The 22,105-nt window shown below is 69.3% G+C and carries 31 protein-coding genes; 6 read left to right on the plus strand and 25 right to left on the minus strand.

The genetic code is table 11. The features are described from left to right. Nucleotides 1-3: 3 nt before the first annotated feature. From WMF43_RS44015 to rplV, 23 genes are all read right to left on the minus strand, one after another. A complete protein-coding gene (locus tag WMF43_RS44015) occupies nt 4-1,044 on the minus strand; it encodes a DNA-directed RNA polymerase subunit alpha (RefSeq protein ID WP_437674296.1) in 1,041 nt (346 codons plus the stop codon). A gap of 206 nt (nt 1,045-1,250) precedes the next feature. Then, nucleotides 1,251-1,880 (minus strand): 30S ribosomal protein S4, encoded by a 630-nt coding sequence (rpsD, locus tag WMF43_RS44020; RefSeq protein ID WP_437674298.1) that lies wholly within the window; start codon nt 1,878-1,880, stop codon nt 1,251-1,253. Between the two features lie 11 nt (nt 1,881-1,891). Continuing rightward, nucleotides 1,892-2,302: a 30S ribosomal protein S11 gene (gene rpsK / locus WMF43_RS44025; RefSeq protein ID WP_437674300.1), complete on the minus strand. Its 411-nt coding sequence runs from the start codon at nt 2,300-2,302 to the stop codon at nt 1,892-1,894. Between the two features lie 20 nt (nt 2,303-2,322). Then, complete coding sequence (rpsM, locus tag WMF43_RS44030; RefSeq protein WP_104985812.1) at nt 2,323-2,703, minus strand: 30S ribosomal protein S13; 381 nt, start codon at nt 2,701-2,703, stop codon at nt 2,323-2,325. A 42-nt stretch (nt 2,704-2,745) separates the two neighbouring features. Next, a complete protein-coding gene (gene rpmJ / locus WMF43_RS44035) occupies nt 2,746-2,862 on the minus strand; it encodes a 50S ribosomal protein L36 (protein ID WP_012240549.1) in 117 nt (38 codons plus the stop codon). A 28-nt stretch (nt 2,863-2,890) separates the two neighbouring features. Then, on the minus strand, nt 2,891-3,142 hold the full coding sequence (gene infA, locus WMF43_RS44040; protein WP_104985813.1) for a translation initiation factor IF-1: 252 nt from the start codon (nt 3,140-3,142) through the stop codon (nt 2,891-2,893). After that, nucleotides 3,139-3,780 carry an adenylate kinase gene (locus WMF43_RS44045; RefSeq protein WP_437684209.1) on the minus strand — a complete coding sequence of 214 codons (642 nt, stop codon included), beginning with the start codon at nt 3,778-3,780 and terminating at the stop codon, nt 3,139-3,141. The genes infA and WMF43_RS44045 overlap by 4 nt, the downstream gene beginning before the upstream one ends. A 10-nt stretch (nt 3,781-3,790) precedes the next feature. Beyond that, nucleotides 3,791-5,119 (minus strand): preprotein translocase subunit SecY, encoded by a 1,329-nt coding sequence (secY, locus tag WMF43_RS44050; protein ID WP_437674303.1) that lies wholly within the window; start codon nt 5,117-5,119, stop codon nt 3,791-3,793. 45 nt (nt 5,120-5,164) lie between these two features. Continuing rightward, the gene (rplO, locus tag WMF43_RS44055) at nt 5,165-5,656 is read right to left on the minus strand and encodes a 50S ribosomal protein L15 (protein ID WP_437674304.1); all 492 of its coding nucleotides are present in this window, start codon (nt 5,654-5,656) and stop codon (nt 5,165-5,167) included. Nucleotides 5,657-5,706: 50 nt separating this feature from the next. Further along, nucleotides 5,707-5,910: a 50S ribosomal protein L30 gene (gene rpmD, locus WMF43_RS44060; RefSeq protein ID WP_437674306.1), complete on the minus strand. Its 204-nt coding sequence runs from the start codon at nt 5,908-5,910 to the stop codon at nt 5,707-5,709. After that, on the minus strand, nt 5,907-6,506 hold the full coding sequence (gene rpsE / locus WMF43_RS44065; protein ID WP_437674308.1) for a 30S ribosomal protein S5: 600 nt from the start codon (nt 6,504-6,506) through the stop codon (nt 5,907-5,909). The genes rpmD and rpsE overlap by 4 nt, the downstream gene beginning before the upstream one ends. Nucleotides 6,507-6,585: 79 nt before the next feature. Beyond that, complete coding sequence (gene rplR / locus WMF43_RS44070; RefSeq protein ID WP_104985818.1) at nt 6,586-6,945, minus strand: 50S ribosomal protein L18; 360 nt, start codon at nt 6,943-6,945, stop codon at nt 6,586-6,588. Between the two features lie 47 nt (nt 6,946-6,992). Then, entirely contained in the window at nt 6,993-7,610 is a 618-nt protein-coding gene (gene rplF / locus WMF43_RS44075; protein WP_437674310.1) for a 50S ribosomal protein L6, read from the minus strand. After that, a complete protein-coding gene (gene rpsH, locus WMF43_RS44080; RefSeq protein ID WP_061609602.1) occupies nt 7,610-8,005 on the minus strand; it encodes a 30S ribosomal protein S8 in 396 nt (131 codons plus the stop codon). The genes rplF and rpsH overlap by 1 nt, the downstream gene beginning before the upstream one ends. Before the next feature lie 4 nt (nt 8,006-8,009). After that, nucleotides 8,010-8,195 (minus strand): type Z 30S ribosomal protein S14, encoded by a 186-nt coding sequence (locus tag WMF43_RS44085; RefSeq protein ID WP_104985820.1) that lies wholly within the window; start codon nt 8,193-8,195, stop codon nt 8,010-8,012. A gap of 10 nt (nt 8,196-8,205) precedes the next feature. Then, the gene (rplE, locus tag WMF43_RS44090) at nt 8,206-8,934 is read right to left on the minus strand and encodes a 50S ribosomal protein L5 (RefSeq protein ID WP_437674312.1); all 729 of its coding nucleotides are present in this window, start codon (nt 8,932-8,934) and stop codon (nt 8,206-8,208) included. A 2-nt stretch (nt 8,935-8,936) separates the two neighbouring features. Continuing rightward, the gene (rplX, locus tag WMF43_RS44095; RefSeq protein ID WP_437674314.1) at nt 8,937-9,254 is read right to left on the minus strand and encodes a 50S ribosomal protein L24; all 318 of its coding nucleotides are present in this window, start codon (nt 9,252-9,254) and stop codon (nt 8,937-8,939) included. Continuing rightward, entirely contained in the window at nt 9,254-9,622 is a 369-nt protein-coding gene (gene rplN / locus WMF43_RS44100; protein ID WP_104985822.1) for a 50S ribosomal protein L14, read from the minus strand. Before rplN ends, rplX begins: the two co-directional genes overlap by 1 nt. A 4-nt stretch (nt 9,623-9,626) precedes the next feature. After that, nucleotides 9,627-9,926 (minus strand): 30S ribosomal protein S17, encoded by a 300-nt coding sequence (gene rpsQ, locus WMF43_RS44105; RefSeq protein WP_104987841.1) that lies wholly within the window; start codon nt 9,924-9,926, stop codon nt 9,627-9,629. A 53-nt stretch (nt 9,927-9,979) separates the two neighbouring features. Continuing rightward, nucleotides 9,980-10,183, minus strand: coding sequence for a 50S ribosomal protein L29 (gene rpmC / locus WMF43_RS44110; protein WP_012240564.1), 204 nt, complete (start codon nt 10,181-10,183; stop codon nt 9,980-9,982). Between the two features lie 8 nt (nt 10,184-10,191). Continuing rightward, nucleotides 10,192-10,605, minus strand: coding sequence for a 50S ribosomal protein L16 (gene rplP, locus WMF43_RS44115; RefSeq protein ID WP_104985823.1), 414 nt, complete (start codon nt 10,603-10,605; stop codon nt 10,192-10,194). A 12-nt stretch (nt 10,606-10,617) separates the two neighbouring features. Then, nucleotides 10,618-11,310, minus strand: a complete 693-nt coding sequence (gene rpsC, locus WMF43_RS44120; protein ID WP_104985824.1) for a 30S ribosomal protein S3 — start codon at nt 11,308-11,310, stop codon at nt 10,618-10,620. Nucleotides 11,311-11,327: 17 nt separating this feature from the next. Next, the gene (gene rplV, locus WMF43_RS44125) at nt 11,328-11,666 is read right to left on the minus strand and encodes a 50S ribosomal protein L22 (protein WP_012240567.1); all 339 of its coding nucleotides are present in this window, start codon (nt 11,664-11,666) and stop codon (nt 11,328-11,330) included. 628 nt (nt 11,667-12,294) lie between these two features. On the opposite strand from rplV, the gene WMF43_RS44130 reads away from it, so the two are divergent. The 3 genes from WMF43_RS44130 to WMF43_RS44140 all read left to right on the plus strand — a co-directional run bounded on the left by WMF43_RS44130 (nt 12,295) and on the right by WMF43_RS44140 (nt 15,729). After that, the gene (locus WMF43_RS44130; RefSeq protein ID WP_437674317.1) at nt 12,295-13,032 is read left to right on the plus strand and encodes a hypothetical protein; all 738 of its coding nucleotides are present in this window, start codon (nt 12,295-12,297) and stop codon (nt 13,030-13,032) included. Between the two features lie 203 nt (nt 13,033-13,235). After that, entirely contained in the window at nt 13,236-14,258 is a 1,023-nt protein-coding gene (locus WMF43_RS44135; RefSeq protein ID WP_437674319.1) for an SUMF1/EgtB/PvdO family nonheme iron enzyme, read from the plus strand. A 49-nt stretch (nt 14,259-14,307) separates the two neighbouring features. Further along, nucleotides 14,308-15,729 (plus strand): hypothetical protein, encoded by a 1,422-nt coding sequence (locus WMF43_RS44140; RefSeq protein ID WP_437674321.1) that lies wholly within the window; start codon nt 14,308-14,310, stop codon nt 15,727-15,729. Nucleotides 15,730-15,817: 88 nt separating this feature from the next. Here WMF43_RS44140 and WMF43_RS44145 read toward each other — a convergent pair whose 3' ends face one another. Next, nucleotides 15,818-16,390: a hypothetical protein gene (locus WMF43_RS44145; RefSeq protein WP_437674323.1), complete on the minus strand. Its 573-nt coding sequence runs from the start codon at nt 16,388-16,390 to the stop codon at nt 15,818-15,820. Between the two features lie 1,072 nt (nt 16,391-17,462). On the opposite strand from WMF43_RS44145, the gene WMF43_RS44150 reads away from it, so the two are divergent. Then, nucleotides 17,463-18,128 (plus strand): class I SAM-dependent methyltransferase, encoded by a 666-nt coding sequence (locus WMF43_RS44150; RefSeq protein WP_437674324.1) that lies wholly within the window; start codon nt 17,463-17,465, stop codon nt 18,126-18,128. Between the two features lie 79 nt (nt 18,129-18,207). Continuing rightward, nucleotides 18,208-18,834 (plus strand): hypothetical protein, encoded by a 627-nt coding sequence (locus tag WMF43_RS44155; RefSeq protein WP_437674326.1) that lies wholly within the window; start codon nt 18,208-18,210, stop codon nt 18,832-18,834. A 64-nt stretch (nt 18,835-18,898) separates the two neighbouring features. On the opposite strand, the gene WMF43_RS44160 is transcribed toward WMF43_RS44155, so the two are convergent. Further along, a complete protein-coding gene (locus WMF43_RS44160) occupies nt 18,899-19,999 on the minus strand; it encodes a PhoH family protein (RefSeq protein ID WP_437674328.1) in 1,101 nt (366 codons plus the stop codon). 242 nt (nt 20,000-20,241) lie between these two features. Here WMF43_RS44160 and WMF43_RS44165 point away from each other — a divergent pair, with 242 nt between their 5' ends. Next, complete coding sequence (locus tag WMF43_RS44165) at nt 20,242-21,993, plus strand: porin (protein WP_437674330.1); 1,752 nt, start codon at nt 20,242-20,244, stop codon at nt 21,991-21,993. Nucleotides 21,994-22,105 lie beyond the last annotated feature (112 nt).

Raw genomic sequence — 22,105 nt, forward strand, 5'->3', positions numbered from 1 at the left:
GACTCACGCCTGCGCCTGCTGCGCCTTCCAGCGCTCGAGGAGCTGCGGCCAGTTGTCGATCTTCATCCCGAGCGAGAGCCCCATGTTCGCGAGGATCTCTTTGATTTCCTTCAGCGACTTGCGACCGAAGTTCTTGGTCTTGAGCATGTCCTGCTCCGTCCGCTGCACGAGCTCGCCGATGAGCGTGATGTTCGCGTTCTGCAGGCAGTTCGCGGAGCGGACGCTGAGCTCGAGCTCCTCGACGGAACGGAAGAGGTTCTCGTTGAGCGGCTCGTCGTCGCTCATCACCGCCTGGTAGCTCGTCTCCTCGCTCTCCTCGAAGTTGACCCAGATGGAGAGCTGCTCCTTCAAGATCTTCGCGGCGAAGGCGACGGCATCCGCCGGCGAGACGGAGCCGTTGGTCCAGACCTCGAGCGTGAGCTTGTCGTAGTCGGTCACCTGCCCGACGCGGGCGTTCTGCACGGTGTAGTTCACCTTGCGGATGGGCGAGAACAGCGCGTCGATGGGGATCGTCCCGATCGGCATCGTCGGCGTCTTGTTCCGCTCGGCGGGCACGTAGCCGCGGCCCACGTTGACCGTGAGCTCCATCGCGAGCGGCCCCTTCTTGTCGAGCACCGCGATGAGGTGGTCGGGGTTGAGCACCGACAGCCCGTCGACCAGCTGGATGTCGCGCGCGTACACGGGCCCGGGCCCCTCTTTGTCGATCCGCACCGAGTACGTCTTCGGCGTGGCCGCCTTGAAGACGACCTCCTTCACGTTGAGGATGATGTCGCTCACGTCCTCGACGACATCGGGCACGGTCGTGAACTCGTGGAGCGCGCCCTCGATGCGGATGGCCGTCGCGGCCGCCCCCTGGAGGGAGGAGAGCAGCACCCGGCGCAGCGAGTTGCCGATGGTGATGCCGAAGCCGCGCTCAAGCGGCTCGCACGTGAACTTGGCGTAGAACTGGGTCCCGCTCTCCGCGTCGACCGAGATGCCCTTGGGGCGGATGAGATCGCGCCAGTTCCGGGCGATCATCGTCAGGTTCGGGTTGCTCATCGTCATGACGATCTCCTTCCTTCATGAGGTTTGCGCGGAGGTCTCACGCCGCGGCCGCACTCGACCGGTCCGGCGCCGCCTCCTGCCCGCATCCTTGGCTCCCAACGCCTGCGCCGAGCGCAGGCCAGCGACGCAGAGGGGGAGCCCGCAACGAGCGAGCGCACCCCGAGAGGTGCGCCCGCGCGCCGCGGTCCTCCGCGCCGCCCTCGCGCTCAGCGCGAGTAGTACTCGACGACGAGCTGCTCGCGGATCTCCGGCTCGTTCAGATCCTCGCGGATCGGAGCGCCCTTGACCGCGCCAGTGAACGCCTGGCGATCCACGTCGATCCAGCTCGCGACCGGGCGCTTGTCTGCGCCCCCGACCGACGCGAGGACGCTCTTGAACTTGCGCGCCCCCTCGGTCAGCTCGACCCTGTCGCCGGTCCGAACCACGTAGCTCGGGATGTCCAGCCGCTTGCCGTTCACGTGGACGTGACCGTGCCGGACGAGCTGGCGCGCCTCGGCGCGGGACGAGCCGAAGCCCATCCGGTGCACCACGTTGTCGAGGCGCCGCTCGAGCAGCGCGAGCATCTCCTCGCCCGTCCGGCCCTTGCGCCGGTTGGCTTCCTGGAAGTACCCGCTGAACTGCCGCTCAAGCACGCCGTAGATGCGGCGCACCTTCTGCTTCTCGCGCAGGCGCACCGCGTACTCGCTCAGCTTGATGCGACCCTGGCCGTGCTGGCCGGGCGGATACGGGCGCCGCGTGTACGCGCACTTCTCGGTGTAGCAGCGCTCCCCCTTGAGGTAGAGCTTCATCCCCTCGCGGCGGCAGAGCTTGCAGACCGGACCAATGTAGCGAGCCATCGTGAATTACCTCAAACCCTGCGCCGCTTCGGCGGCCGGCAACCATTGTGGGGGATCGGCGTGACGTCGCGGATCAGCGTCACCTTGAAGCCAGCGGTCTGGAGCGCGCGCAGCGCGCTCTCGCGCCCGGCGCCTGGCCCCTTCACGAACACGGCGACCGAGCGCATCCCGTGCTCCTGAGCGCGCCGCGCCGCCTCTTCCGCGGCCAGCTGCGCGGCGAACGGCGTGGACTTGCGCGACCCCTTGAAGCCGCGGGCGCCAGCCGACGACCACGCGATCGCGTTGCCGTTGATGTCCGTGATCGTCACGACCGTGTTGTTGAAGGTCGACTGAATGTGCGCGATGCCCGCGGCGACATTCTTCTTGACCTTCTTCTTCTGCTTGGCCTTGGTGTTGGTGGCAGCCGTCTTCGCTTGCGCCATGGCGTCCTAATCCCCGCTCGTCACTTCGTCGCGGCTGGACGCCGCTGCAACATGCCCTTGCGCGGTCCCTTCCGGGTGCGCGCGTTCGTATGCGTCCTCTGCCCGTTCGCCGGGAGGCCGCGCCGGTGCCGGAGCCCCCGGTAGCAGCCGAGGTCCATGAGCCGCTTGATGTTGAGCTGCACCTCGCGCCGCAGGTCACCTTCGACCTTGTACTCGGTGTCCAGGAGGTCGCGGATCGCCTTCACCTCAGCGTCGCTGAGCTCCTCGACCCGCTTGTTCTCCGGGATGTTGGCCCGCTCGCAGATTTGCAAGGCGAGCGTGCGCCCGATGCCGTACAGGTACGGCAGGGCATAGGCGATATGCTTCCGACGCGGGAGATCGACACCAGCGATACGAGCCATGGTTACTCCAAACCAAACGGGGGCGGGCTTCCGCCGAAAGAGCTAGTTCCCCTGGCGCTGCTTGTGGCGGGGGTTCTCGCAGATGATCCGAACGACACCACGCCGCCGCACCACCTTGCACTTGTCGCAGATCTTCTTGACGCTCGGGCGCACCTTCACGGGGAGCCTCCAGATTCCTCTAAAGATGTTACTTGTGCCGGTACGTGATCCGGCCTCGGCTCGGGTCGTACGGCGAGACCTCGACGGTCACGCGATCGCCCGGCAGGATCTTGATGTAGTACTGCCGCATCCGGCCGCTGATGGTAGCGAGGACGCCCAGGCCGTTGTCCGCCTTGACGCGGAACATCGCATTCGGCAGGGCTTCCTGAACCACGCCGTCGAACTCGAGCTTGTCGCCCTTCGGTTCTTTCGGCGGTCTGGTCTGTTTCGTTCGCCTCATTCTCCACCCGAGCTCGGTCGGCCGAGGACCGACAGCACCCTCTGCGTGACTTCTTCCGGCTTCCCGACGCCGTCGACACGAAGGAGAAGCTTCTTCTCCTCGTAGAACGGCAGCAGGGCGGCCGTCATGGCCTCGTACGCGTCGAGACGCATGCCGACAGCTTCGGGCCGGTCGTCGGCCCGATGCTCAAGCTCCGCACCGGGGGGCGGGGGATTATAGACAAGGTGATAGATCTGTCCACTGCCTTTGTCGGTCCGGCGGTGGATCAGCCGCTCCTCGAGGAGCGAGCGCGGGACATCCAGCTGGATCACCGCGTCGATGCGCTTTCCGCCCTGGCTGGCAAGCAGCTGGTCGAGCGCCTCTGCCTGGGGCACGGTCCTTGGAAATCCGTCCAGAAGGAACCCGCGGCTGCAGTCGGGCTCGACCGTGCGACGGGCGATGAGCCCGATAACGGCCTCATCCGGCAGCAGCCCGCCGGAGTCCATGATGTCCAGGTACCGCTTCTCGAGCGTGCCGGCCCGCTTGGCGGCGCGCAGCATGTCACCGGTCGAGATCTGCGGGATGCCGTAGCGGTCGCACAGCAGCTTCGCCTGCGTACCCTTCCCGGCGCCAGGAGGACCCACGAGAACCAAGATCATCATGCCCTCCTCACGCCTCCGGAAGCCGGCGTCCCCGGATGCGGCTGGCGCCGGGGCCGGTCAGCCCCTCGTAGCTCCGCGTGATCAGGTGCGCCTCCAGCTGGTTCACGGTGTCGAGCGCGACGCCGACGACGATCATGAGCGACGTCCCTCCGAAGCCGAACGGAACCCGCAGCAGGTTGCCGACGATCGAGGGGACCACACACACCGCGGCGACGTAGAGCGCGCCGCCGAACGTGATCCGCTGGATCACCCGGTGGATGTAGTCCGCCGTCTGCTTGCCTGGGCGAATCCCGGGGATGTTTGCCTGCTGCTTCTTCAGGTTCTCCGCGACGTCCACCGGCTGGAACGTGACGTTCGTGTAGAAGAAGCAGAAGAAGACGATGAGCAGCGCGTAGCCGGTGTTGAAGACCCAGTCGCCGCGGTTGATGATCGCCTGGAGCTTGTCGGCGCCGGGCACCTCCATGTTCGCCAGCGTCGCCGGGAACATCAGGAGCGACGACGCGAAGATGGGCGGGATGGTCCCGGCGGTGTTCACCTTGAGCGGCAGGTGCGCGGTCTGGCCGCCGTAGACCCGGCGGCCGACCTGACGCCGAGAGTACACGATCGGGATCTGACGCCTGCCGTTCTCGAAGAACGCGATGACCCCGATGATGAGCACGATGAACGCGGCGATCGCGGCCATGTTGAGCGGCTGCAGATCGCCAGCGTTCGTCGAGAAGTAGTTCCCGACCTGCTGCGGGATGCCCGTGATGATGCTCGCGAAGATCAGGAGCGAGACGCCGTTCGAGACGCCGCGCTCGGTGATCTGCTCGCCGACCCACATCAGGAACGCGGTCCCGGTCGTCAGCGTGATGACCGTCATCAGCTGGAAGCCGATGCCGGGCGTGTTCACGATGCCGGCCCCCGTCTCACTGCTCGACAGGCCTTCCAGCATCTTCGCGATCGAGAAGGCCTGGAACAGGGACAGCGCGACCGTCCCGTACCGCGTGTACTGGTCGAGCCGGCGGCGCCCCTGCTCGCCTTCCTTCCGCAGCTCGTCGATGGGCTTATAGACCATGCCCATCAGCTGCATGATGATCGACGCCGAGATGTACGGCATGATCCCGAGCGCGAAGATCGACAGGTTCTCGAGCGCGCCGCCCGAGAACATGTTCAGGAAGCTCAGGAGCCCGCCCGACTGCTTCGCGACGTACTGTCGCATCGCGTTCCGGTCGACGCCGGGCGTCGTCACGAAGACTCCGACCCGGTAGACGGCGAGCATCACCAGCGTGAAGATCACGCGCCGCCGGAGCTCGGGGATCTTGTGGAAGTTGGTGATTCCCGCGAGGCTGGCCATGAGCGATCCTGGACTTTGGCTTGGGGGGGTGCGCCTGCGCGCTGGCTAGGACGACGAGGAGCCGGTCGAGCTGTCCTGAGCAGCGGGCGCCGTGAGCACGACCGCCTTGCCGCCCGCCTTCTCGATCTTCTCGATCGCTCCCTTGGAGAAGCGATGCGCGGTCACCGTGAGCTTCTTCGTGAGCTCGCCGCTGCCGAGGACCTTCAGGACGTCGAAGCGCCCCTGCACGAGGCGGCTCTCCCGGAGCGAGGTCACGTCGACCTGAGCGCCGTCGTCGAACGCCTCGAGGTCGCCGACGTTGACGTTGACCACAACGTCCGCGAGCGGGTTGCGGAAGCCGCGCTTCGGGAGGCGCCGCTGGATCGGCGTCTGTCCACCCTGGAAGTGCTTCTTGTTGATGTTGCCGCCCGCCCGCGCCTTCTGCCCTTTTTGTCCGCGTCCAGCGGTCTTGCCGACGCCGGACCCCACGCCGCGGCCAACGCGGAGTCTCTTCGTGACGGCGCCTTCGGGGGCCTGAAGCTTAGAGAGGATGTCCATGTTTCACACTTCCGTACGCGGCAACTCCGCTGGAATGACAGTCTTGCGTCTCAGGACTTGGCCGAGGCGGCCTCGTCGGCGACCTCCTCCACCTCGACGAGGTGGAGGACCTTCTTCACCATGCCACGGAACGAGGGCGTGTTCGCGACGACCACCTCGGAGCCCGGGCCGCGGAGGCCGAGCCCCTTGATGATCTTGCGCGTGTGCTCGACCGTGCCGATGGTGCTGGCCTTCTGGCGAACGCGGAGCTTCACTGCGAGCCTCCTTCACCGCCGCCCTGCGCGGCGCCGGGCGCCGGCGGAGCCACGCTCGCGCGCCGGCGGCCCGCGGTGATCGTGCCGCCGCGGCGCTGGTAGTCGAGCGAGTCGAGCTGCATCGACCGCTTGCCCGCGACGCTCTCCGGGCTCTTGAGGCCGCGGAGCGCCGCGACGGTCGCGTGCACGACGTTGTGCGGGTTGCTCGTGCCGAGCGACTTCGACAGCACGTCGTGGATCCCCGCCGACTCGACGACGGCGCGCACCGCGCCGCCGGCGATGACGCCCGTCCCGGGGCTGGCCGGCTTCAGCAGGACCTTGCCCGCCCCGACGTGGCCGAACGACTCGTGCGGGATGGTCACCCCGTCGAGCGGGATGCGGAACAGGTTCTTGCGAGCCTGATCGTTCCCCTTGCGGATCGCCTCCGGCACCTCGTTGGCCTTGCCCAGGCCCACGCCCACGTGCCCGGCTTCGTCGCCCACCACGACCAGCGCCGAGAAGCTGAAACGCCGGCCGCCCTTGACGACCTTGGCGACGCGGTTGATGTGGATGACTCGCTCTTTCAGCTTCTCTTCGTCGACATGATCGAACGCCATAACCGTCCTCTATCACGTTCTCCGCCGCGGCAGTTGACCGCGCCCGCCGCCCTCCCCTCGAGGGCCGCGGCTGTGGGAGTCAGAAATCGAGACCTGCCTCGCGCGCGGCCTGGGCCAGGGCGCTCACGCGCCCGTGATACAGGTAGCCGTTGCGATCGAAGACCACCTTGTCGATCTGCTTCGACTTGCAGATCTTCGCGATGAGCACCCCGACCTTCTTCGCCGCTTCGACCTTGTTGTCCTCGTCGAGCGAGCCCTTGAGGTCCTTCGACAGCGTCGAGGCGTGGGCGAGCGTCTGACCGCTCACGTCGTCGATGACCTGCGCGTAGATGTGCTTCGTGCTGCGGAAGACGCTGAGGCGCGGGCGCTCCGGCGTCCCCGAGACCTTCTTGCGGATGCGGAGCTTCCGGCGCTCCCGACCGACGATTTTCATGCCCATGACCGTCTCGTCCCTCAGTGCAGCGGCGCACCCGCCGCCGCCTGCCTTTACTTCTTGCCGCCCTTGCCGGCCTTGCCAGCCTTCTCCCGCACGCGCTCGCCGCGGTACCGGACGCCCTTGCCGCCGTACGGCTCCGGCGGCCGGAAGCCGCGGATGGTCGCGGCCGTCTGCCCGATGAGCTCCTTGTCGGCGCCGGTCAGGATCAGGACCGTGCCCTTCGAGTCCGCCGGGATCGTCGCGGTGAGGCCCGTGGGCACGGCGAACGTCACCGGATGGGAGAAGCCGAGCGCGAAGTTCAGCGTCGTCCCCTTGAGCTCGACGCGATAGCCGGTCCCCTTGAGCTCGAGCGTCCGCTCGTAGCCCTCGGCGACGCCCTTCACCATCGCGGCCACCAGGGCCCGCGTGAGCCCCTGGAGGCGCGACCCGTCGCGGCCGGGCGCGGCCGAGCTGACGTGGAGCTTCCCCGCGTCGAGCTTGAGCTCCACCTTGTCGGTGATCGCGCGGGACAGCTGGCCCTTCGGGCCCTTGATGTCGATCTTCCGCCCGTTGATCGTCGCGGTGACCCCCTTCGGGAGGTCGATCGGCCGCTTGCCGACGCGCGACGTCTTCGGCGCGAGCCGGCTGTCGCCGCCCGCGGTCTGCGCTGCGTTCGCCTGAGCTTCCATCACCACACCTCGCAGAGCAGCTCGCCGCCCACCTTCAGACGGCGCGCATCCCTGTCGCTCATGAGCCCGCGGGACGTGCTCAGGATCGAGATCCCGAGCCCGCTGAAGACGCGCGGGATCCTGTCGTGGCGCACGTACACGCGGCGCCCGGGGCGGGAGACGCGGCGCACGCCGTCGATCGCGCTCTGCCGGTCGCGCCCGTACTTGAGCACGATGGTGAGCTTCTTGGGACCCTCGCCCTCGGTCTCGCGCACGTCGGCGATGAAGCCCTCAGATTTGAGGATCTCCGCGACGGCCGCCTTGATGCGGCTGGCGGGGACCTCGGTCCGGTCGTGCCGCGCGAGCGCCGCGTTGCGAATGCGGGTCAGCATGTCGGCGATGGGATCGGTCATCATAGAATCACCAGCTGGCCTTGATCACACCAGGGAGCTCACCACGGAGCGCGAACAACCGAAGGCAGACGCGGCAGAGCTCGAAGTCGCGGTAGTAAGCGCGCGAGCGCCCGCACACCTTGCAACGGTTCTTGAGCCGCGTGGAAAACTTCGGCGGACGGTTCAGCTTCGCAAACTCTTTTGCACGGGCCATCGAAAATCCCTCAATGCCGGAACGGGATGCCAAGCTCGGTGAGGAGCGCGCGCCCTTCCTCGTCCGTCTTCGCGGTGGTCACGAACGAGATGTTGAGCCCCTTCACGACGTCGATCTTGTCGTAGTCGATCTCGGGGAAGATGATCTGCTCGCGCAGGCCCATCGTGAAGTTGCCCTTGCCGTCGAAGCCCTTCGGGCTGACGCCCTTGAAGTCGCGGACGCGCGGCAGGGAGAACGAGATCAGGCGATCCACGAACTCCCACATCCGCTCGGCGCGCAGGGTCACCATCACCCCGATGGGGAGGTTCTCGCGCAGCTTGAACGTCGCGATCGACTTCCGGGCCCGGGTCACCACCGGCTTCTGGCCGGAGATCGCCCGCATGTCCTCGACCGCCGAGTCGATGATCTTCGGGTTCTGCACCGCGGCGCCGAGCCCCATGTTGATCACCACCTTCTGCAGGCGGGGCACCATCATCGGGTTCTTGTAGCCGAACCGCTTCGACAGCGCGGCCGTGACGGACTTCTGGTAGTGCGTCCGGAGCCGCGGCGTGTAGTTCGGGTCGCGCGGGCGCGCCTCGGTCGGCTCGGAAGCCTCGGCCTCGGCGCCCTTCTTGGCGCCCCGGGCTTCCTTGCTCTTGGCGGGCGCCTGCGGCTTGGCCTGCTGCGGCTTGGGCTTGTCGGACTTCTCCTTGCCCTTGCCGTCCTTGGCCGCCTTGTCCTTGTCCTTCTTGTCCGCCATGGCTAGCCCACACCGATCGCGCTGCCGCTCTTGCCGACGCGCGTCTTCTTGCCGTCCTCACCGACGCGGACCTTCACGCGCGTCGGCTTGCCCGTCGCCGGATCGACCGGCATGACCTTCGAGGCGTGGATCGGCGCCTCCTTGGTGATCTTCCCACCCTCCTGGTTGCGCGGCGTGGGCCGCTGGTGGCGGGTCACCTGGTTCAGGCCTTCCACGACCACGCGGTCCTCGTCCGCGATGATCTTGGTGATCCGGCCCTGCTTGCCCTGCTCCTTGCCGCTGATGACCTGCACGAGGTCACCGACCTTGAGGCGCTTCATCAGAGGACCTCCGGCGCGAGCGAGATGATCTTCATGAACTTCTTGGCGCGGAGCTCACGGGCGACCGGCCCGAAGATGCGGGTGCCGATCGGCTCCTTCTCCTTGTTGATGAGGACCGCGCTGTTGCCGTCGAACTTGATGTAGCTGCCGTCCGAGCGGAGGTACTCGCGGGCGGTGCGGACGACGACGGCGCGCGCCGTCTCGCCCTTCTTCACCTTCGTCCCCGGGAGCGCCTCCTTGATCGACACGACGATGATGTCGCCGAGGCCGGCGTACTTGCGGCGCGAGCCGCCGAGCACCTTGATGCACTTCACGATGCGGGCGCCGGAGTTGTCCGCGACCTCGAGATGCGTCGACACCTGGATCATGGCGCTACTCCTCCACCGGCCGGGCAACGAGCTTCGTCACGAGCCACCGCTTGTCGCGGGAGATCGGCCGATGCTCCGTGATCTCGACGCGGTCGCCCACCTTGTACTGGTTCGTCTCGTCGTGCGCCTTGTAGCGCTCCCGCTGACGGACGTACTTCTTGTACACAGGGTCGAGCGCGTTCCGGATGACCTCGACGGTGACCGTCTTGTTCATCTTGTCGCTGGTCACCTTGCCGACCAGCTTGCGCCGGAAGCCGTGCGCCTTCGCCTCGGTCTCGGCCGCAGCAGGCGCAGCGGCCGCCAGCTCGGGCGCCGCAGCGACCGGCTGCTGGGGTTCTGCCTTCTTCTTCGCCATGGCTACGCCTTCTCCTCGGCACGCGCGCGCTGCGTGAGGATCGTCTTCACCCGCGCGAGATCCCGCTTCGCCTTGCGGATCGTCGCCGTGTCGTTCAGCCGATTCGTGAAATTCTTGAACCGCGCCTCGAACAGGCCCGCCGCCAGCGACTTCTCGAGCTCGCGCAGGTGCTCGGTGGTGCGTTCACGCAAATCCTTCGCCTTCATCGCTTACCTCACGTCAGCCCGCGGGCGAGGAACTTGCACTGCATCGGGAGCTTGTGCGCCGCGAGCCGGAAGGCCTCCTTGGCGGTCTCCTCGCTCACGCCGCTGATCTCGTACATCACGCGGCCGGGCAGCACGAGCGCGCACCACTCCTCGGGCGCGCCCTTGCCCCCGCCCATGCGGACCTCGAGCGGCTTCTTGGTCACCGGACGATCCGGGAAGATGCGGATCCAGAGCTTGCCGGCGCGCTTCACGTGCCGCTGGATCGCCATACGGGCCGCCTCGATCTGCCGGGCGGTCACGCGGGCAGGCTCGACGCACTGGAGCGCGAAGTCGCCGAAGGAGACGTCGCTGCCCGTCGTGGCCAGGCCGCGGTTGTTCCCCTTCTGCATCTTGCGGAACTTGGTTCGCTTCGGAGACAGCATTCTGCAATCCCTCTACTGGATCCGGCGCGCCTTACGCTGCAGGACCTCGCCCTTGAACATCCAGACCTTCACGCCGATGATGCCGACCTTCGTCCGCGCCTCGGCCAGGCCGAACTCGATGTCGGCGCGGAGCGTGTGCAGCGGCACCCGGCCCTCGCGGTAGGTCTCGACGCGGCTCATCTCGCTGCCGCCGAGCCTGCCGGCGCAGCGCACGCGGATGCCCTTCGCGCCGAACTTCATCGCGGTGGCGACCGCCTTCTTCATCGCCCGGCGGAACGCGATCCGGCGCTCGAGCTGCGTCGCGATGTTCTCGGCGACGAGCTGCGCGTTGGTCTCGGCCTTCCGGACCTCCTGCACGTCGATGAACACCTCGTTGTCGGTGAACGACGACACGCCGGGGAAGAGCGTCTCGCCCTTCGACGCGGTGCCGATGTTGCCGCTCTTCAGCGTCTCGATCCCCTTGCCGCCCTTGCCGATCACCATCCCCGGGCGAGCGGTGAAGACGATGACCTTCGCGCGGTTCGCCGCGCGCTCGATCTCCACGCCGGCGATGTTCGCGTTGTAGAGGTACTGCTTGATCGCCCGCTTGATGCGGATGTCCTGGTGGAGCCACTTCTGATACGCGGCGCCGTCCTCGTACCACTTGCTGCTCCACGTCTTGATGACACCGACGCGGAAGCCATACGGATGGGTCTTTTGTCCCATAGCGGCAGGTCCTCTACTTACTTTCTCTCGTCGACTTCGATGACGATGTGCGACACGCCCTTGGTGATCCGGGTCGCACGGCCCATCGCGCGCGGCCGCCAGCGGCGGTTGAACTTGTTCGGCCCCTTGTCGACGGTGGCCTTGCTGATGAAGAGCGCGTCGATGTCGGCGCCCGCCTGCTGGGCGTTCGCGACCGCGCTCTCGATGATCTTCCGCAGCACGGGGGCGCCGCTCTTCTGCGTGAACGAGAGCAGCTGGATCGCCTCGTCCGCGTCGCGACCCCGGACGAGATCGGCGATCATGCGTGCCTTCCGCGGGGCGATCCGCGAAAACATCGCACTGGCTTTGCTTACCATTCGAGACACCTCGCGACACCGGCGGGCGGAGTTTCTCCGTACCGGGTTTCGGTTCACTGCGAACCGGTTGCACCGTCGTACGCTTCCGGTCACAGCCCGACGTCCACGGGACGAGAACCTCCCCCGCGTCACCGGGGGGGTTCCCACGGCGGCCGAAGGAGCGGAGCTGAGATCGAAGCGCCGTTACGGCTCTTCTACTGGGAGACCGGGAGGACACCCGATCGCCCGGGAAAACGGAGCGCGGTGCTTACCAGCGGGGGCCACGGCACGCAAGCGCGATCCTTCCGGTACCTTTCAGTTTCTACGCCTGAGCCCGCTTCCCCTGCGCAGCTTTTCAGATTGTCCTGAACGCGCGTCGGGATCCCAGAGCGAGCTGGTCTCTCGCCCCGAGGCGCCCCGAGACCCGCGCGGGTTCCCGACATTTCGCTTGACACGCAGAAAAGCCTTTAGCAACGGCCACTTCCGAGCACGGCGGCGACGCGGCGCGCTCGCCGCACGGGGCGGGACGGGCCCCTCGCCGGCGCGCCGTGGAAAAGAACAGGATTGCGGCAGGAATAGGAGCGGCCCAGGTTCAGTCGAACGGTTCAAGCTGGGGAGCTCTCCCCGACATGTAGGAGGTAACGACACCATGCTTGCTCGTCATCGTCTTCTCGCGCTCACCTTGATCTTCCCGGCGGCGGCCTACGGCGGCTGCGTCATCACGTCCGACGGCCCCGACGACCCGATCGACCGGCCCACCACCAGCAGCACCACCTCCAGCGGCGGCGACGACGGCGACGGCGGCGACGACGGCGACGGCGACGGCGGTGACGATGGCAACGGCGGCTGGGGCGGCGACGACGGCGGCGACGGCGGCGGCGGCAGCGACGGCGGGGCATGTGTCGACGCGCGGGACAGCACCAACGTGGACGTGAGGGCGTGCGAGGATCTCGCCGTCGCGCCGGCGAGCGGCGCCCACAGCCAGTGCGGCGAAGACCGCGACGAGGAGCCCATCGGCTACCGGCTCTGCAAGCGCGCGTTCACCCTGTTCGCCCCGAGCCACGCGGCGGATCTCGCGGCCTGCCTGAGCGGCATCGGCGTGCAGTACGAGTGCGACATCGATCCCGTCCAGGAGTGCCTCAACGAGATGTACGAGAACGCCTGCCCCAACCAGGCGAATGACCTCTGCAACGGGATCACCGAGGAGTGCATCGCGCAGGAGGACGAGTCGTTCAACCCCGGGCAGTGCTCTGTCGATCTGAACCCCTTCAGCGAGGCCGGCGTGACCGAGCTCGCCGACTGCATGAACGAGGGCTTCGCGGCGGATAACAACCTCACCTGCCGCGCGGCCTACAGCGCGTGCTACCAGACCGTCATGAGCTTCTGAGCAGGTCCCACCCACGGAGGCAGGATGATGGGCGCAGCCAGCGCCCTCTCTGCTCTCGCGGTTCTTTTACCCTGACATCCGACCCGCTCCAGAGGAAGTCTGGGCTTCGCTGAAGCCGCCGCGCACCTCCAGCGCCACGGGGCGTGCGCGCCCTCTCCTGGGCGCGCATTCGGGGGATCCCTGAGCGCGGTATTCGGTTGCATTTGAGATGGCAGAAAGGGATCCTCGGCTCCTCCGTGGCCAAGGACCTCTCCCGACCGCCCCTGGCGACCTCCCGTCCCCGTTCGTCGGGGGCGCCTTCGTGCCGGGGCGGCGTCCTGCTTGGCCTGCTCGTCGCGTCGGCCGGCTGCGCGCCGGGCTCGTCGACGGCGGAGCAGGTCACGCCGCGGCTCCTGGTGCGCGCCTCGCTCGAGGCGGACGTCGCCGCCCTCGTGGAGCGGCCGCTGAAGGCCAAGGCGAGCGCGCTCGCCGCGATCAAGGACGACGTCACGCCCGAGCCCGCGGTACGCCGCGACGTCAACGCGGGCCAGGTGTTCGCCTCGACCGGCGGCAGCACGCGGTGCCCCGCCGAGATGGCCCTCGTCGAAGATCGCGTGTGCGTCGATCGCTGGGAGAGCTCCCTCGTCGAGCGGACCCCCGGCGGCGAGCGCCCCTGGTCGCCCTTCGAGCCGATCGACGGCCAGGAGCGCCGCGTGCGCGCGGTGTCCTGGCCGGGCGTGATCCCGCAGGGGTACATCAGCGGACGACAGGCCAAGATGGCGTGCGCGGCGTCGGGCAAGCGCCTCTGCTCCACCGACGAGTGGGTGAGCGCCTGCCGCGGGCCGGAGGACACGACGTTCCCCTACGGCGCGCTCCGCGAGCGCGCCGTGTGCAACGACGACGAGCGCCCCGTGCACCCCGTCGCCGAGATCGCGGCGCTGCTCGACTTGAAGTCCGAGGCGCTCTGGACGACGGCCATGAACAACCCGCTCGTCAACCAGCTGTCCCACGCGCTGCTGCCGACGGGCGAGCGGGAGCGCTGCACCAACGCCTACGGCGTGTACGACATGGTCGGCAACCTCCACGAGTGGGTCGACGACCCGAGCGGCACGTTCCGCGGCGGCTACTTCATGGACACGACGCGCAACGGCGAGGGCTGCAAGTATGCCACGACGGCGCACTCCTTCGGCTACCACGACTACTCGACGGGCTTCCGTTGCTGCATGGATCCGGAGCCGATCGAGTAACGGGCGCGCCTGTCCAGGGGAGCCCGACAACGCAGCGCAGGAGTCCAGGGTGGCACGAGCCAAGGGGGCGTCGATGCTCCGCGCCGGCGTGAGCGCGACCGCGATCGCACTGGCCGCATTGCTGTCGGTCGGGTGCAAGAAGAGGGAAAAAGAAGCGCCCATCCATGTCCCGCCGCCCCAGGGGGCGGCGTCCGCGGATGAGCTCACCACCGCCGTCGGCCAGGCGCGCGGCCTGAACTCGGCGCTCGCGCCGACGTCGACCCGGTGGCGCCGGGTGTTCGTGCTCGACGAGAAGCGCGCCGTCGTGGCGGGCGAGATCGAGACCGAGGCGATCGCGCTCGTGACCGAGAACGCGGGGAGGACCTGGCGCGCGCTGCGGCGCCCGCGCGAAGGGTGGTCCACCTGGTCGGTCGGACAGGACGGCACCACCGTGCTCGCCGTCGGACCGCGCCCTCCCGCCGCCCCCGCGGCGCGCGGCGCCGCCGGAGCGCAGCCCGCGATCGAGCCGCCGAGCCTGCTCTTCGCGCCGGTCGAGGCGGCCGACCTCCTGGCGCCGTCGCCGGTCGCGCTGCCCGCGCAGAGCCGCGGCGCGCGGCCGCCGGTGGACGCCGTGCCCGCGGTGCTGTCGGCCGAGAGCGCCGCGCTCCTCATCGAGCCGAAGCCCCGGCAAGCAGCCCTCGTCTACGCCGGCCCCCCCGGGGCCGCGCCGGCGCCGGTCGTCGCGCTCCCCCCGCAGGAGCAGGCGCTGCCCATACCGTATGGCCGCCCGCCGGCGCTGCTCTCCGTGCGCGGTCGCAACCTCCTCGCGCGCCCCGTACCCGCGCCGGGCAAGCCGCTCGAGGCACCTCGAAACATCGCCGGTCTCGTGATGAGCCCGGCCGTGACGGCGGCGCTCTCCGCGACACCGGCGTGTGATGTCGCCGAGTGGTCGATCCAGCTCGTGCCTCAGCCGCCGGACAGGAACGTCCTCGTCGCCGTCTCCGCGCAGCAGACCACCGTGATCAAGCTCCCGGCGAAGCTCGCCCCGCGGGCGGCGATCGGCTGTGGCGCCGACCGAGTCACGGTGGAAGTCATCTCACCCACAAATGGAGAGACCACCCTCGCCACGTGTGGTCTCGATGGCGCTTGCATCCTCGCCGAGAAAGCGCCGTTCCGCCCCTGGCTGGAGCCGCACGAGCGGTGGGTCGCCTCGGTCCCCACACGGACGGGGGTCGCGGCCGTGATGACCGCCCGCACCGCAACGCGGTGGGGCCTCTATCTCACGCACTCGACGGACGGGGGCAAGCTGTACGAGTTCCAGAGGACCATCGGCGAAGGTCAGAGCGAGCGCGGCCGGATCGAGCTGGGCGCACTCCTCTCTTTTGGAAATCGGCTCTTGATGCTGCTCCAGGCAGACGTCACCGGGACATCGCGTCGCGGCTGGTATGTGACCGTCTCGGAGGATAGCGGGCTCACATGGAGCCCGCCGTGATCTCCGTCTTGAACGGGACAGCGACGTAGGACGGAACGCACGACATCGCCTGTCCATGTGACCCTGGCGCGCAGAGTGGTTGCCAGACCTACTTCGCCGGCGCGGCAGCCTGAACGGCGCGCTTCTTTCCCCCCTTGGCGCTCGGCTTCTTGACGGGCGCGGGCCCCGCCGCGTTCTTGCGTGCGTTCGCGCTCGCCTGCTCGGCGGTCTTCGCGTCGCCCGCATAACGCGCAAAGCGACGGTCGCCCCCCTGAAAAATCCGCTTCTCCAGCTTGAGCTCCTTCAGCGCTGCGGCGGCGCGCGTCTGCGGGATACCCGCCTGCTTCGCCACCTCGCTCGCGCTCATGCCAGAGCTCGCTTTGACGAGGCGCTCGACGGCCTCGAGCGTCTCCTGCCGCTCCGCCGACGCGGCGGGCGACTTGCGCGGGCGACCAGGCCGACGCTTCGGCGCGGCGCCGCGCTTGGCCGCGACGGAAGACGTCTTGGACTGGACCGCTCCAGCGCGGGCGCGCGAACGGCTGCGGCGCGGCGCCGGAGGAGGAACCAACGGCGTCTCCCCGGTCACGGCGCCCAGCTGATTCTTGACGAGCGCGAGGATCGCCTCGTCCGGCATCTTCCGCACGAGGTTTACAATCTGCTGTGAAAAGGCGTCCGTTGCCATGTGCTCTCCCTGGTCGCCGAATCCAGCTCGGCGGCTCGATACGACTATGCCGTTGCCACTTGTCCGGTCAAGCGAATTGAGGCCGGAGGACCGTCTTTTCTTTCAATAGGCGCTGCGGGCGGGCTCAATCGGAGAGCTCATTGGACGGCCGCGAACGGCTGGGCTGCTTTGCTCGACAGGGGTCGAGCCGCCGAGAAAAGGCCCGGCGCGCCGGCGATCGTTGATTGATGGCCGAGACCCCTCCCCCGCACAGGACGGCCCGAGCCGAGTCAATCCCCCTCTCCGCTCCCGCTCACGCTGCACTGCGGCAATGGTTGTCTGGGGTGTTCGCTGCTCCGGTCGGGTAAGAGCTGTATGGAACCGAGCGGCCCCGCTCCCGGGATAAGCGCCCGTCGCGGGCGGCAATGAGAGCGCGCGCACAGCGGCGAGGAGCGTCGTCCCTCCCTCGCTGGGCCCGCCCAAACCATTGATGCACGCGGCCCAGGGGGTGAGAGCGCCCGGCCACCGCACACAGGCGGCCAGGCCCTGGCTACATTGCACGCCCTGGGCACACGACAGGCCCGCCGACGAGCGTCATAGGACGCCCCCTGGCAGGAGGAGACAGCCGGGGATCGCAGATATCGGCGCCCGACGGGCGGCGCGCGGCGGCGACTCGAGAGCGCTTCACGCGTCGCGCACCTCAAAGGCAGGGCGGCCGCGGGCGTCCGGCGCGGCTGCCCGCCACGACGCATGCATCCGGCGTTATTCCCGCGTCTCGGGGCAGGCCGTGGCCCGAGGCGGCGCCGGCAGGCGCGCGGCGGCGCGCGGTGGCCGCCGCGCCGCTGCGCGCCGCCGGTCGAGATCTCCGCATGTCATCCGATGCTCTGCCCGGGATTGCGCGGGCGTCTGCTCCGATGCTCCCCGGGCGGGCGCGGCGGCCGCCGAGCTCTTCGGAATCGCGGCGCCGGCGCTCACCCGCGCGCCTCGACGACCTCGGCTGCGACGACCTCATGGACAGCGGCCTGGCGGCCGGGAATGCCCTGAGATCGACTCCCCGTTGACACGCGCCTCGGGCGCGCCGAAGGATGCGCGCATGTCGCTGGCGCGCGCGCTCGAGCCGGAGGTCATGGATACCGAAGAGGACGCGCGCGCCTACGACAGCATGGATCACGCCGCGGTCAACGCGGCGTTCTGTGACGATCTGCTCTCCCACGCCCCTGATCTCGCGTACGCCCTCGACGTCGGCTCAGGGACGTGCCTGTTGCCCATCGCGCTTTGCATGCGCGTGTCCACGGCGCGGATCAAGGCGATCGACCTCTCGGCGTCGATGCTCGAGCTCGGGCGCAGCCACGTCGAGCGGGCCGGCCTCGCGGGCGCCATCGAGCTCGCGCTCGAGGACGCCAAGGCGCTGCCCGTGCCTGACAAGACGTTTTCCGCCGTCGTGTCGAACAGCGTCGTCCACCACATCCCGGAGCCCGCGGCGGTGCTGCGCGAGATGGTGCGCGTCCTCCGGCCCGGCGGGCTCCTGTTCGTGCGCGACCTGGTTCGCCCAGAGGACGAGGCGACGCTCGCGGCCCTCGTCCACACGTATGCTGCGAGCGACACCGCGTACCAGCGATCCCTCTTCGATGCGTCGTTACGGGCCGCGCTGTCGCTGGACGAGCTGCGGGAGATGCTGCGCTCGCTCGGAGTTCCCCCCGAATGCGCGCAGAAGACGAGCGACCGGCACTGGACCCTCGCGTTCCGCGAGCCCTCGTGACCGGGGCCGCCGGGCGTCGACGCCGCCGCCCCGTCAAATCGACGCGACGACGAGCCCGGCACGTAATAAAAGCCTTCGCGTGAATCCCACCAGAACACGAGCTCGCCGGGCGCGCGGCGGCGCCCGAGCGCTCCTCCTGTCCTTCGCCTTCGCCCTCGTCGCGGGGTGCGAGGAGGGACCGCCGCGCCCGAGTGAGCCGGAGCGGCCCGAGCCCCCGCCGCCTCAGCCCAGCGCCGCGGCCGCGCCGCCCCCGGAAGGCTCGGCCGCCGCGGGCGCGTCGAGCGCGGCCGCGCCCGCAGACGCGGGAGAGCCGCACGCGGCGGCGCCATGGCAGGGGACATGGGAGGGGAGCTACGACGCCAAGAAAGGGAACGTCGTGCTGCCGCCCAAGGTCAAGGACGCCGTGCGCACGAAGGACGACGGAAAGCTCGCCGCCGGCGCCGGGACGGTGACGCTGACGGTCGCGCCGAGCGGTGAGCTGAAGGGCACCGCGAAGGGGGCGCTCGGCGACGCGACCCTCGTCGGCAAGGTCGAAGACGGCATGGTCCGCGCCTCCGTCTTCCCGGAAGATCCACGCGCGCCGAACGCGATGACCGGCATTCTGGTCGGCGAGCTCAAGGAAAACGTGATCCAGGGGAAGATCCGGGTGACCGGGCCGGACGCGACGCTCGTGCGCGAGTCCCCCGTGGCGCTGCGAAAGAAATGACCGCGCGCTGAGAGGGCGCCGCGCGCCGGGCGAGGCGGCGGCGCCCCGACGGGCCGCCGCCGCGTCAGCGGTCCCCGCCGGTCTGTCCCGGCTCGCCCGCCTCCGCGCGCGCCGGCGCAGCTGCCTCGGCCTCGACGCCCGCGCCGCCGCGCGCGCCGCGCCCCGCCTCGCCGCGCCGCTCCTCGCGCTGGCGCGCCACGTCCGCGTCCCGCCGCTCGTACGCGACGATGATCCGCTGCACGAGCGGGTGGCGCACGACGTCGACCTCGGTGAACGAGCAGATCGCGATCCCCTCGATGCCGGCGAGCAGCTCGCGCGCCTCCGCGAGGCCGCTGCGCGCGCCGTGCGGGAGATCGACCTGCGTGACGTCGCCCGTCACCACGGCGCGGGACGCGTACCCGAGGCGGGTGAGGAACATGCGCATCTGATCGCTCGTCGCGTTCTGCGCCTCGTCGAGGATGACGAAGCAATCGTTGAGCGTGCGGCCGCGCATGAACGCGAGCGGCGCGACCTCGATCTGACCGCGCGTCACCAGGCCTTGCGCCTTGTCGGCGTCCATCATGTCGTGGAGCGCGTCGTAGAGCGGCCGCAGGTAGGGGTTCACCTTCTCGGCGAGATCGCCGGGCAGGAAGCCGAGCCGCTCCCCGGCCTCGACCGCCGGGCGCGTCAGGATGATCCGCTTCACGCGGCGCTCGAGCAGCGCGTGGACCGCCATCGCCATCGCGAGGTACGTCTTGCCGGTGCCCGCCGGGCCGATGCCGAACGTCAGGTCGTGGGATCGGATCGCCTGGATGTAACGCTTCTGCGCGAGCCCCTTCGCCGAGATCGGCCGGCGGCGCGCCGAGATGAGGACGACGTCCTCGAAGAGCTCACGCAGGGTCATCGCCGGGTCGTCGCGCAGCGCCTGCACCCCGCGCACGTAGTCCTGCGGGTCGAGGGTCACGCCGCTCCTCAACATCTGCGCGGCCTCGGCGAGGCAGCGCTCGGCGAGCGCGACCTTGTCCGCGTCCCCGGCGAGCCGGATGGTGTTGCCCCGGACGCCCGACTCGATGCCAAGCGTACGCGCAATCAGCTTGAGGTTCTCGTTCCCTGGCCCGGCGAGAGCCACCAAGGTGCCGCTGTCAAGCACCTCGACGTCCGCCGAGATCCGCACGCTGCTCGTCATCCAGCCGCCCTTCCGAGGTCTCGTCCCCCTGCTGCTCCGGCAACACTAGCCGGCCGCCTGCAAGAAGGACCTTGGTGCCGCTCACGTCGCATGCGACTGTCCCGCCCGCTCGTCCTGTGACCTACACGGGTCCGTAACGTCTTGGTCATAATTCTGCGATGGAATGCGTGGCGGAATGAACCACGCGGGCGTGCCGCGCAAGGGAGAGATGCATGAGGATAGCTACATCGGCGCTGGTGGGCATGACTGTTACGCTGTCGAGCCTGTCGGCGCTAGCACAGCCAGCGCCGCAAGGCCCGGCGCAGCCGCCTCCGGCGCAGCCCCCGGCTGCCGCCCCGGCGCCCGCGGGCGCGACGCCGCCCGCCGCCCCGGCGCCCGCGGGTGCGGCCGCGACTCCGCCCGCCGCCCCGGCGCCTGCGCCCGCTGACCCGCTGCTGCCGCCTGCGGAGCAGGTGCCCGCGCCGCCTCCCGCCGGAGCGGCCGCGACCACGGCAGCGCCGCCGCCGCCGGAGCAGGTCTTCGCGCCGACGGGCGAGGCCGCCGCGGTGACCGAGCAGCTGCCCCTCGCCGGCTGGCACGGCGGGTTCTTCCTCCGGGACGCCAACGACTACTTCCGGCTCTACCCGAAGGGGAGGATGAACCTCGACTTCTACAGCAGCTTCGGCGCCGGGGTATCGGACGTGACGGCGGTGAACGGCGGGAGCGCGCTCCAGCCGCGCTTCTTCGTCCGCCGCGCGCGGCTGGAGCTCGCCGGCGAGTTCCTGAAGAAGTGGTCGTTCGACCTCGACGTCGAGTTCGGCGGCCAGGGGCTCGCGAACACGAACGGCAGGACGCAGAACTCCGCCGGGGCGGTGGGCCAGGCGCCGACGGCCGGGAGCGCGCGCTTCGCCCCGGTCGAGGCCACGACCGCGAACGCCGTGCTTGTGGACGTCTGGATCAACTACTCGGTGCTGCCGGCGCTGAACTTCCTGTTCGGTCAGCACTCGCCGTTCTTCTCGCTGGAGAACCAGACGAGCGACACCAGCGCGACGTTCATGGAGCGCAGCATCGGCGTCCGGAGCTTCGCGTTCCCGGAGGGCAAGGACATCGGCCTGGCGATCTGGGGCGACGTCGCCGACAGGGCGCTCGTCTACGGCGTCGGCGTGCTCACCGGCGACGGGCAGAATCGGCCGGGCGTCGACGCCCCGCCGGACTTCGTCGCCCGCGTGGCCGCCCGTCCCTTCGCCTTCGGCGGCGACAAGAAGGCGCTGCTCGCGAAGGCGCACATCGGCCTCAGCGCGCGCCACGGGGAGCGCGACCAGGAGTTCGTGGGCTACGACTACACGCCCATCAGGACGGGGCAGGGCTACACGCTCTGGGGCGCCAGCTATACGGACTCGCAGGGTCGGCCGATCCACGTCATCCCGTCGGGCGCGCAGAACGCGATCGGCGGCGAGCTCCGGCTGCCCATCAGCATCGTCGAGCTGCGGGCCGAGGCGTACTACGTCGCGAACAACACCCGCGAGGCCGTCGAGGGGTATCAGCTCACCAACACCGAGCGGCTCGGTCAGGTGAAGGGTCTCGGCTGGTACGTGCAGCTCTCGGCGTGGCCGCTGGGTGACGCCTACGTCAACGGCGACCCCGGGTTCACCCCGCGCCCCACGAAGATCGATCTGTCGAAGCCGGTCGACAAGCCGAAGTCGGGGCTCGAGGTGGCGGCGCTGCTCTCGGGGATCAACGCGACGTACGACGGCGCGTCCCGCGAGGGCGCGTACGACGAGAAGACGCCGGGCGCCGACACCGGGCCGGGCACCGACATCGACGCTCTGCAGATCGGCCTCGCCGCCAACTACTGGCACACGAGAAACGTCCGGCTCGGCGTGAATTACAACGCCTACGTGACGCCGGGCAGCGGCTCCAACGAGAACATCCTCCGCGTGCCGGGCAACACCGTGCAGAGGGCCGAGGCGCACTCGCTCCACGAGCTCGGCGCCCGGCTCCACGTGGCCTTCTAGCTCCGGCGCTCGCCGCGCGCGTCCCCGGCGCGCGTCCCTCGTCGTCCCGGCCGGCGACCCGGCCGCGCCTCACGATCGTTTGCCCTCCAACGAACCGAACGCCTGCGTTGCT

This window comes from Sorangium sp. So ce131 (genome assembly GCF_051519095.1).
Lineage (GTDB): Bacteria > Myxococcota_A > Polyangia > Polyangiales > Polyangiaceae > Sorangium.